Source organism: Saccharothrix sp. ST-888 (assembly GCF_000955975.1).
Lineage (GTDB): Bacteria > Actinomycetota > Actinomycetes > Streptomycetales > Streptomycetaceae > Kitasatospora.
This window is the reverse complement of record NZ_JYJF01000147.1, coordinates 1-11,633: the sequence shown is the minus strand read 5'-3', so window position 1 is coordinate 11,633 and position 11,633 is coordinate 1. Positions and strand designations below refer to the sequence as shown.

At 72.4% G+C, this 11,633-nt stretch carries 4 protein-coding genes; 3 read left to right on the top strand and 1 reads right to left on the bottom strand.

All coding sequences use genetic code 11. The features are described from left to right. A partial coding sequence (locus tag UK12_RS29950; protein ID WP_045306339.1) for a type I polyketide synthase occupies positions 1 to 9,054 on the bottom strand: 9,054 nt, incomplete at its 3' end. A gap of 530 nt (positions 9,055 to 9,584) precedes the next feature. Here UK12_RS29950 and UK12_RS40185 point away from each other — a divergent pair. The 3 genes from UK12_RS40185 to dnaE form a co-directional block, all read left to right on the top strand. Then, on the top strand, positions 9,585 to 9,770 hold the full coding sequence (locus UK12_RS40185) for a hypothetical protein (protein ID WP_045306338.1): 186 nt from the start codon (positions 9,585 to 9,587) through the stop codon (positions 9,768 to 9,770). A gap of 10 nt (positions 9,771 to 9,780) precedes the next feature. Next, positions 9,781 to 10,191 carry a PPOX class F420-dependent oxidoreductase gene (locus tag UK12_RS29940; protein ID WP_045306337.1) on the top strand — a complete coding sequence of 137 codons (411 nt, stop codon included), beginning with the start codon at positions 9,781 to 9,783 and terminating at the stop codon, positions 10,189 to 10,191. Between the two features lie 190 nt (positions 10,192 to 10,381). After that, positions 10,382 to 11,633, top strand: a 1,252-nt coding sequence (gene dnaE, locus UK12_RS29935; protein WP_045306336.1) for a DNA polymerase III subunit alpha, incomplete at its 3' end; no start/stop codon positions are given.

Below are 11,633 nucleotides of genomic sequence, written 5' to 3'. Positions count from 1 at the left end.
CAGGTGCCGGGCCACCAGCGCACCCAGCGCACCCGTACCACCGGTGATCAGGACCGTACCGGACGGACCGAACACCGCACCCTCGACCTCGGCGGCCTCTTCGACCTCCGAAGCCCCTTCCGGCCGGGCCAGGACCTCGACCCGGGCCAGCCTGAGCGCGTGCAGCACGCCGTTCCGGACGGCCAGCTGCGGCTCGCCCGCCGCGAGTACGGCGGTCAGCGCGCCACGGGACGATTCCTCGTCGTCCAGATCGACCAGGACGATCCGTTCGGGGTTCTCCGTCTGCGCCGAACGCACCAGGCCCCACGCTGCGGCGTGGGCCAGGTCGGTGACGTCCTCGTCGGCGGCTGCCGCCACGGCGCCACGGGTGAGCACCACCAGCTGCGCGTCGGCGAACCGGTCCTCGGCCAGCCAGGACCGGACCAGGTCGAGCACCCGGTTCAGACCGGCCCGGACGGCACCGATCGTGTCCTGCTCCGCTGCGCCGGGCCCGAAGCAGGGGACGAACACCAGCTCGGGCGCCGCACCGGCATCCGCCACGAGTGCCGCCAGGTCCGGGTACGCCTCGACGTTCCGTCCGAGATCGCCCAGCACCTGCGCATCAGCGCCCAGCACCGCCCAACGGCCGCCCTCGGACGCCGCACCGGCGGGCAGTGCAACCCACTCCGGCCGGAACAGCGACTCGTGGAACGCGGCCTGCGCCGACCGCAGTTGCCCGGCCGACAGCGCGCGCAGCACCAGCGAATCCACCGACGCGACCGGCCGGCCGGCCTCGTCCGCCAGCTCCAGCGACACACCGTCCGTCCCGGTCGACGCCAACCGCACCCGCAACGCCGAGGCACCGACGGCGTACAGCGACACTCCGGTCCAGGAGAACGGCAGCCTGCCCTGCCAGTCGGTCCCCTCGGGGGCCACCAGGCCGAGTGCGTGCAGAGCCGAGTCGAGCAGCGCCGGGTGCAGGCCGAACAGGCCGGCCTCGGCCTCGGCCTGCTGCGGCAGACGCACCTCGGCGAAGACCTCGTCACCGCGCCGCCAGGCCCGGTGCAGGCCCTGGAACACCGGGCCGTAGTCGAAGCCGATCCCCGCCAGCGCCTCGTACCGGCCGTCCAGCTCGACCTCGGTCGCGCCGGTCGGCGGCCACTGCTCCGCCGCGAACGCCGCCGCGCGAGCGGGCACTTCGGAACCGGTACCCGCGCCGGAGGCCAGCAGGCCGGTGGCGTGCCGGATCCACGGCTCCTCGGCGGGGGCGTCCTCCCGACGCGAGTGCAGGCTCAGCGCCCGGCTGCCCGACCCGTCCGCCGCACCCAGCGTGAGGCGCAGCTGCACCCCGCCCTGTTCGGGCAGCACGAGCGGTGCGGCCAGGGTGAGTTCCTCCAGCAGGTCGCAACCCACCTGGTCGCCCGCCCGGATCGCCAGCTCCACGAAGGCCGTGCCCGGCAGCAGCACACTCCCCAGCACCGTGTGATCGGCCAGCCACGGATGGGTGGAGAGCGCCAGCCGCCCGGTGAACACGAACCCGCCCGAGTCCGGCAGTTCCGCCGCCGCTCCGAGCAGCGGGTGGTCCGCCGTACCCAGACCGGCCATGGTCACATCGCCCGCGCCCAGCGGCGGGACGTTCGGCCAGTACTGCTGCCGCTGGAACGCGTACGTGGGGAGGTCGACGCGCTGCGCGCCGGTACCCGCGAACACTGCCTGCCAGTCGAGCCCGGCACCACGCACGTGCAGCTGCGCCAGTGCGGTCGTGAAGCTGAGCGCCTCGGCGCGGTCACGGCGCAGGACCGGCGCGAACACCGCCTCCTCCTCCGCCACACACTCCTGACCCATCGCCGACAGGACCCCGTCCGGGCCCAGCTCCAGGAACGTGCGGACGCCTTCGCCCTCCAGCACCCGCACAGCATCGTGGAAGCGGACCGCCTCACGGACATGCCGCACCCAGTACTCGGGAGTGACCAGCTCATCCGTGGCCTGGCCGGTCAGCGTCGAGACCATCGGGATCCGGGGAGCCTCGAACGCCAGCCCCGCCACAACCGCCCGGAACTCCGCCAGCATCGGCTCCATCAACGGCGAGTGGAACGCATGACTCACCGTCAGCCGCTTCGTCTTCCGACCCTCGGCCGCCAGCCGCTCCGCAACCTCCAGAACAGCCGCCTCGGAACCCGAAATCACCACCGACGACGGCCCGTTGACCGCCGCAACACCCACCTCAGCGGTCAGCAGCGGCAGCACCTCGTCCTCGGACGCCTGCACCGCCACCATCGCACCACCAGCGGGCAGCGCCTGCATCAACCGGCCACGCGCCGCCACCAGCGCAGCAGCATCCGCCAGCGACAGCACACCCGCCACATGCGCGGCAGCCACCTCACCGATCGAATGCCCCGCCAGGAAGTCCGGCCGAACACCCCACGACTCCACCAGACGGAACAGCGCCACCTCGACCGCGAACAGCGCAGGCTGCGCGTACTCGGTCCGGTCCAGCAGACCACCCTCACCCGCGAACACCACCTCCCGCAACGGGAGCTCAAGGTGCTGGTCCAGGTGCGCGAACACCTCGTCCAGCGCATCCGCGAACACCGGGAACGCCGCATACAGCTCGGCGCCCATCCCGACCCGCTGACTCCCCTGCCCCGTGAACAGGAACGCCGTCCGGCCCAGTCCGGCCGTGCCCTCGACCAGGCCGGGTGCGTCGTTCCCGGCGGCCAGCGCAGCCAGGGCGCGAGCCTGACCGGCCGAGTCCTCCGCCACCACCACGGCCCGGCGCTCCATGGGCGTCCGGGTCGTCGCCAGCGAGTAGCCGACGTCGACGGGGTCGAGCTCCGGTTCGGCAGCCACCCGGGCCAGCAGGCGCTCGGCCTGCCCACGCAGCGCGTCCGCCGTCCGGGCGGACAGCGGCCACGGCACCATCGAGGTGGCCGCGCCCCCGACCGGCGATGTCCCGACCGACGATGTCCCAACCGACCCGTCCGCCAACGGAGTTATGCCGGTGTCCCCGTCCTCGACGAGCGGTGCCTGCTCAAGGATGGTGTGCGCGTTCGTACCGCTGACGCCGAAGGAGGAGACCGCCGCACGGCGCGGACGGCCGGTCTCCGGCCACGGCTGCGCCTCGGTGAGCAACGAGACCGCGCCCGCCGACCAGTCGACCTCGGGCGTGGGCCGGTCGACGTGCAGGGTCTGCGGCAGCACACCGTGCCGCATCGCCAGCACCATCTTGATCACACCGGCGACACCGGCCGCAGCCTGGGTGTGCCCGATGTTGGACTTGAGCGAACCCAGCCAGAGCGGCCGGTCCTCGGGGCGCTCCTGGCCGTACGTCGCCAGCAGCGCCTGGGCCTCGATCGGGTCGCCCAGTGCAGTGCCGGTGCCGTGCGCCTCCACCGCGTCCACCTCACCGGCGGACAGGCCGGCCGAGGCCAGCGCCTGCCGGATCACCCGCTGCTGCGAGGGTCCGTTGGGCGCGGTCAGACCGTTGCTGGCGCCGTCCTGGTTCACGGCGGAGCCGCGTACCACCGCCAGTACCTGGTGGCCGTTGCGGCGGGCGTCCGAGAGCCGCTCGACCAGGAGCATGCCGACGCCCTCGCCCCAGCCGGTGCCGTCGGCCGCTGCCGCGAACGCCTTGCAGCGGCCGTCGGCGGCCAGGCCGCGCTGGCGGCTGAAGTCGATGAAGGCGCCCGGGGTCGACATCACGGTCACGCCGCCCGCCAGCGCCAGCGAGCACTCCCCGGCGCGCAGCGCCTGGATCGCCCAGTGCAGCGCGACCAGTGAGGACGAGCAGGCGGTGTCCACGGTGACGGCCGGGCCCTCAAGACCGAGCGCATAGGCCACCCGGCCGGACATCACGCTGGCCGCGTTGCCGGTGCCCAGGAAGCCCTCGGAACCGTCGGGCGCGCTCAGGATCAGCGGCAGGTAGTCCTGGCCGTTGGTGCCGGTGAAGACGCCGGTGCGGCTGCCGCGCAGGGTGGCCGGGTCGATGCCCGCCCGCTCGAACGCCTCCCAGGAGGTCTCCAGCAGCAGCCGCTGCTGCGGGTCCATGCCCAGCGCCTCGCGCGGCGAGATCCCGAAGAAGCCCGGGTCGAAGGCGCCGGCCTCGGCCAGGAAGCCGCCCTCGGTCACATAGGTGGTGTCGGGGTGCTCGGGGTCCGGGTGGTGGATGGCGTCGAGGTCCCAGCCCCGGTCGGCGGGGAAGCCGACGAGGGCGTCCGTCCCGGTGGACAGCAGCCGCCACAGGTCCTCGGGGGTGGCCACGCCGCCGGGGAAGCGGCAGCTCATGCCGACGATCGCGATCGGATCGTCGTCCACGGCACCCGCCGTCAGCGCCGGAACCGGAGCGGCCGGGGCGATCGCGGGCGCGGCGCCCAGGATCTCGGCGCTCAGGTGCTCGGCGAGCGCGGTGGCACTGGGGTAGTCGAAGACGAGCGTGGCGGGCAGCCGCAGACCGGTGAGCGCGGCAAGCAGGTTGCGCAGCTCGACGGCGGTCAGCGAGTCGAAGCCCAACTCCCGGAAGGCTCGGCCGGGTTCGACGGAGTCCGGTCCCGGGTATCCGAGCACGACCGCGACCTGGGCGCGGACGAAGTCCAGGGCCAGCCGGCTGCGCTCGCCCGGCGAGGCGGCGGCCAGCTGCTGCTGGAGCGAGGAGGCGTCGGACTGCGCGGCCTCCTCGGCGGCGGCGTCCGCCATGGCCCGCCGGGCCTCGGCCACTTCGTCGAAGAGGGTGCTCGGACGGATGGCGGTGTACTGGGGCGCGAAGCGGTCCCAGAGGATGTCCACCACGATCGAGAAGGTCTCGTCGCGGTCCAGCGCGTGCTGCATGGCGGCGACGGCGAGGTCCGGGGCGAGAGCGGGCACGCCGCCTCGGCGCAGTCGCTCGGTGACCACCTCGTCCACGGCCATGCCGCCCTCGGCCCAGGCGCCCCAGGCCATGGTGGTGGCGGGGAGCCCGGCGGCGCGGCGCTGCTCGGCGAGCGCGTCCAGGAAGGCGTTCGCGGCCGCGTAGTTGGCCTGGCCGGGGCCGCCGAAGGTACCGGCGAAGGACGAGAACATCACGAAGGCCGAGAGGTCGAGGTCCCGGGTGAGCTCGTGCAGGTTGACGGCCGCGTCCACCTTGGGACGGAGCACGCCCGCCAGTCGCTGCGGTGTCAGCGCGTCCAGCACACCGTCGTCCAGCACACCCGCCGCATGCACGACGGTGTTCAGCGGGTACTCGGCGGGGAGCGAGTCGAGCAGTACGGCGAGCGCCTCGCGGTCGGCCACGTCGCAGGCGGCGACGGTCACCCGGGCGCCCAACCCGACCAGCTCGGCCTCGAGTTCGGCGACTCCCGGAGTGGCCCGGCCACGGCGGCCGGTCAGCACCAGGTGCTCGGCACCGGCGCGGGCGAGCCAGCGGGCGACATGGGCACCCAGCGCACCGGTACCACCGGTCACCAGCGCGGTACCGCGCGGGGACCAGCCCTGGACGGGCGTCTCACCGTGCGGGGCCCGCACCAGTCGGCGGGCCAGGATCCCGGAGGGCCGGACGGCCAGGTGGTCCTCGTCGCCGAGGCCGGCGAGCACGGCGACGAGCCGGCTCAGCGCACGCTCGTCCGGGACCTCGGGGAGGTCGACCAGACCGCCCCAGCGCTCGGGGTACTCCTGCGCCACGACCCGGCCCAGACCCCAGACCTGGGCCTGCCTCGGACTCTGCAGCCGGTCGGACCGCCCGGTCGAGACCGCCCCACGGGTGGCGCACCACAGCGGCGCCTCGACACCTGCGTCCCCGAGGGCCTGGACCAGCGCCAGGGTGCCGGTGAGGGCGGCCGGCACCGACGGGAGTCCGGGGTGCGGGCTGTCGTCCAGGGCGAGCAGCGAGAGCACACCGGCGATCGTCGGCCCGTCCTCCGGCAGCGCGGCGCGCAGCCGTTCGGTCAGCTCGGCACGGTCGGTGGTCGCCGCGTCGAACAGGACCGGCCGGACCCGGACGCCGCGCTGCGCCAGCGCTCCGGCCGAGGCCGTCGGCCACTCGTGTTCGGCCCGGTCGGCCGGAACCACCAGCAGCCACTCGCCCGAGACCGTGGCCGACGGCGTCTCCGCCACCGGTCGCCAGTTGATCCGGTAGCGCCAGCCGTCGACCGTGGACTGGTCCCGGTTCTGCCGGCGCCAGGCCGTCAGAGCGGGCAGGACCGAGCTCAGCGGCTGGTCGCCGTCGAGGTCCAGGGTGGCGGTCAGCATCTCCAGGTCGCCGCGTTCGACGGCCTCCCAGAACCGGGCGTCCGCCGGGTCGGTACCACCGCCGCCCACGGCGGCGGTCTCGTCCCAGGCTGCGGCCGTCGGCCAGTAGCGCTGCCGCTGGAAGGCGTAGGTCGGCAGGTCGACGCGCTGCGCGCCGGTACCCGCGAACACCGCCTCCCACGCCACGCCCGCACCACGCACATACGCCTGTGCCAGAGCCGTGGTCAGCGCCCGCACCTCAGGACGGTCTCCGCGCAGCACCGGCGCGAACACCACCACCTCGGTCACACACTCCTGACCCATCGCCGACAGGACACCGTCCGGCCCCAACTCCACGAACGTACGGACGCCTTCACCCTCCAGCGCCTGCACGGCGTCGTGGAAGCGGACCGCCTCACGCACATGCCGCACCCAGTACTCGGGCGTGCACAGCTCATCGGTGATCCCACCGGTCAGCGTGGAGACGATCGGAATCCGAGGAGCGTCGAACGTCAGCCCCGCCACAACCGACCGGAACTCCGCCAGCATCGGCTCCATCAACGGCGAGTGGAACGCATGACTCACCGTCAGCCGCTTCGTCTTCCGGCCGTCGGCGGCCAGCTTCTCCGCAACCTCCAGCACCAAAGCCTCAGCACCGGAAATCACCACCGACGAAGGCCCGTTGACCGCCGCAACACCCACCTCACCACTGAGCAGCGGCAGCACCTCCGCCTCCGACGCCTGCACCGCCACCATCGCACCACCAGCGGGCAACGCCTGCATCAGACGACCACGAGCCGCCACCAGAACCGCAGCATCAGCCAGCGAGAGAACCCCGGCGACGTGCGCAGCAGCCAGCTCACCGATCGAGTGACCCGCCAGGAAGTCCGGCCGGACACCCCACGACTCCACCAGACGGAACAGCGCCACCTCAACCGCGAACAACGCAGGCTGCGTGTACTCGGTCCGGTCCAGCAGACCACCCTCACCCGCGAACACCACCTCGCGCAGCGGACGCTCCAAGTGCTGGTCCAACTCCACACACACCGCGTCGAAAGCCCCGGCGAACACCGGGAACGCCGCATACAGCTCGGCGCCCATCCCGACCCGCTGACTCCCCTGCCCCGTGAACAGGAACGCCGTCCGGCCCTCAACCACCGAACCCTGCACCACGTTCGCCGCCGACTCGCCCGCCGCCAGCGCGCTCAGGCCCCGGCGGAACTCCTCCCGGTCCTCGGCAACGATCACCGCACGACGCTCCAGCGCCGCCCGGCCCACCGCCAACGAGTAGCCCACATCCGCCGGTTCGAGGCCGGGGTCGCCGTCCGGCCGCTCGCCGTCCAGCCGCTCGCGCAGCCGGGCCGCCTGCGCGCGCAGCGCGGCCTCGCCCTTGCCGGACAGCACCCACGGCAGTGCGGCGGCCTGCCCGGCCCGGGACGGCCGCTCGGCCGGGCCTGCCGGGTCGGGCTCGCCGCCGGGTGCGGCGGTGTCCTCCGGCGCCTGCTCGATGATGGTGTGGGCGTTGGTGCCGCTCATGCCGAAGGAGGAGATGCCGACCCGGCGGGGCCGGCCGGTCTCGGGCCACGGCCGGGCCTCCGTGAGCAGCTCGACGGCGCCCGCCGACCAGTCCACGTTCTGCGTCGGCCGGTCCACGTGGAGGGTCTTCGGCAGTACACCGTGCCGGATCGCCATGACCGTCTTGATCACACCGGCGACTCCGGCGGCGGCCTGGGTGTGCCCGATGTTGGACTTCAGCGAGCCCAGCCACAGCGGCGAGGACTCCGGACGGTCCTGCCCGTAGGTGCTGAGCAGCGCCTGGGCCTCGATCGGATCGCCCAGCATGGTGCCGGTGCCGTGCGCCTCGACGGCGTCGACCTGGTCGGGGGTGAGCCGGGCGCTGGCGAGCGCCTGGAGGATGACCCGCTGCTGCGAAGGGCCGTTCGGTGCGGTGAGGCCGTTGCTGGCGCCGTCCTGGTTGACGGCGGAGCCGCGGACGATCGCCAGCACCGGGTGGCCGTTGCGGCGGGCGTCGGACAGCCGCTCGACCAGCACCATGCCGACGCCCTCCGCCCAGCCGGTGCCGTCGGCGGCGTCGGCGAAGGACTTGCAGCGCCCGTTGGCCGCCAGGCCGCGCTGGCGGCTGAAGTCGACGAAGGTACCCGGGGTGTTCATGACGGTGACGCCGCCGGCCAGCGCCAGGGTGCACTCGCCGTTCCGCAGCGCCTGTACCGCCAGGTGGAGCGCCACCAGCGAGGAGGAGCACGCGGTGTCCACCGTGACGGCCGGGCCCTCCAGCCCCAGGCTGTAGGCGATCCGGCCGGAGGCGACACTGGCCGCGTTGCCGGTGCCGAGGTAGCCCTCGACGTCGTCGGTGGAGCTCAGCAGGACGGCCAGGTAGTCCTGGCCGCTGGTGCCGGCGAAGACGCCGGTCCGGCTGCCGTGCAGTGAGTGCGGGTCGATGCCGGCCCGTTCCAACGCCTCCCAGGACGCCTCCAGCAGCAGGCGCTGCTGCGGGTCCATCGCCAGCGCCTCGCGCGGGCTGATGCCGAAGACGGCGGGGTCGAAGTGCGCGAGGTCGTGGACGAAGCCGCCCTCGCGGGTGTAGCTGGTACCGGGGTGGTCCGGGTCCGGGTGGTAGAGGGCCTCGACGTCCCAGCCCCGGTCGGCCGGGAACTCGGACATGGCGTCCCCGCCGGAGACGACCAGCTGCCACAGGTCCTCGGGCGAGCCGACGCCGCCCGGGAAGCGGCAGCTCATTCCGACAATGGCGATCGGTTCCTGGTCCTTGGCCTCCACCTCGCGCAGCCGGAGCCGGGTCTGGTGCAGATCGGCCGTCACCCGCTTGAGGTAGCCGCGGAGTGTCTCTTCATTCGCCATTCGATGTGCCCTCTTTACGGCTTTGCAGCTACGAGCGGGATATCGCCCAGGCAGGAGGTTTTTCCGACCGGGCGGCGGTATGCCGTGGGCGGCGTCCCACCGACGGCCGCCGTAATGGCGGTCGTAAAAGCGCTGGCAGACGCCGCTCCCTCGCGTCACGCTAAGAGCGGCTCCAACAGACCCACAACCCCTATTCGCCCCCTAGGGGCCGGGCACCCCGCACGCTCCTGTTTTCGCCCGGAAATTCACCGGACGGATGGCGAGAATTCCATGAAAGGCGAATTCGGCGGCCTGCTTTCCCCGGATTCTCCCGGCTCCCCGCCGAAAGGAGCATACTCGGCCTCAAGATCCCTTCCTTGATGGAAACCTGACGAACTGCAGCCGTTCCGAGGCTTCTCTCCGTCCGAGAAATGGGCCTGCCCGGTAGCACCGGGCGGCGCGGGGCCGGCATTATGCCGAGGAAACCCGGAAACGCCTACGCCTTCCGGGCCGCCGGAAAAGCCACCCGTGCGCCTGGTCGAGGCACCTCCGTGGACTGCATCGAGCAGCGCCCGGTCTCCGGCCTGCTGTTCAACGCCCTCGGCGGATCCGCCCACATCGTCGGCGCATCCCTGCTGCCCGCCCAGTTCTGCGCGGAGACCGGGCCGCCGCTGACGGCCTACGGCCCGGACGGCCACCTGGCGGCCTGCGACTTCCCGCTGCGGCCCAGGACCTAGACTTCCCGGCATGAACGCCACGCCGCCGGAGGGGCTCGAACGCCTCGTCCGACTCGCCGCCGGGAACTACCTGCTGGTCACCACCTTCCGGAAGGACGGCACCGGGGTGCCCACCCCGGTCTGGGTGGTCCGGGACGGTGACGCGCTCGGCATCTGGACGGTCACCGAGTCCTGGAAGGTGCGGCGCATCCGCAATCGCGCCGACGTCCTGGTCGGCCCGTGCGACGTGCGGGGCAACCCGACCGGCGAGCAGGTACCGGCCGTGGCGGAGATCTGCCCGCCGGAGCGCACGGCGGCCTACCGCACCCTGCTCCGCCAGAAGTACGGCCTGCTCGGTGTGCTCACCCTGCTGGGCAGCCGGCTGCGCCGGGGCGAGCAGGGCACGACCGGCATCCGGATCACCCTCACCCAGGGCCCGTAGGGCCGCCCTGGCACAGGGCGGCCCCGCGCGTAGGGAGTGCATCAGGAACACCTCGTCCCCCGGTGATCGATTCCAGACCGCTGCGCGACTCCCGCTAGGGTTGAGCAGTTCTGTCCGGGCCCGATCCGCGAGGAGCCTCACCGCAGTGTCTGACACGTTCGCTCACCTTCATGTCCACACCGAGTACTCGATGCTGGACGGGGCGGCGAAGAACGGCAAGCTGTTCGCGGAGGCCGAGCGGCAGGGCATGCCGGCCATCGCGATGAGCGACCACGGCAACATGTTCGGCGCCTACGAGTTCTTCCACGCCGCCGCCAAGACCGGCGTGAAGCCGATCATCGGCATCGAGGCGTACGTCGCCCCCGGCTCGCGCTTCGAGAAGAAGCAGGTCTTCTGGTCCCCGGGCGGCCAGCGGCCGGCCAGCGCGGACGGCGAGGGCGGCAAGGACGTGTCCGGCGGCGGCCGCTACACCCACATGACCATGTGGGCGCAGAACGCGACCGGCCTGCGGAACCTGTTCAAGCTCTCCTCGCTCGCGTCGATGGAGGGCTACTACATGAAGCCCCGGATGGACCGGGAGCTGATCTCGGCGAACGCGACCGGGATCATCGCCACCACCGGCTGTCCCTCGGGCGAGGTGCAGACCCGGCTGCGGCTGGGGCAGTACGACGAGGCGGTCAAGGCCGCCGGGGCCTACCAGGACATCTTCGGCAAGGAGAACTACTTCCTGGAGCTGATGGACCACGACCTGTCCATCGAGCGGGACGTCCGCGAGGACCTGCTGCGCCTGGCCAAGCAGCTGAACATCCCGCTGCTGGCCACCAACGACTCGCACTACGTGACCGCCGACCAGGCGGACGCCCACGACAGCCTGCTCTGCGTCGGCGTGGGCAAGAACAAGGACGACCCGAACCGCTTCAAGTTCCAGGGCACCGGCTACTACATCAAGACCGCCGCCGAGATGCGCGAGCTGTTCCGCGAGCTGCCCGAGGCCTGCGACAACACCCTGCTGATCGCCGAGCGCATCGAGTCGTACGACGAGGTCTTCACCTACATCGACCGGATGCCGCAGTTCGACGTCCCCGAGGGCGAGACCCAGGCGTCGTTCCTGCGCAAGAAGATCGCGGCCGGGCTGAAGGTGCGCTACGGCGACAACCCGAGCCAGGAGGTGCTGGACCGGATCGAGCTGGAGATGGGCGTCATCACCCCGATGGGGTTCGACGCCTACTTCCTCGTGGTCGCGGACATCTGCCAGTACGCCCGCGACAACGGCATCCCGGTCGGCCCCGGCCGAGGGTCGGCGGCCGGTTCGATGGTGGCGTACCTGACCCGGATCACCGAGCTGGACCCGCTGGAGCACGACCTGCTGTTCGAGCGGTTCCTGAACCCCGAGCGCATCAACCCCCCGGACGTCGACATCGACTTCGACGACCGCCAGCGCG

Bases quoted from the DNA above. Each gene is read 5' to 3' on its own strand.
- UK12_RS29940 (WP_045306337.1), top strand. From the start codon at position 9,781: ATGAACGCCACGCCGCCGGAGGGGCTCGAACGCCTCGTCCGACTCGCC.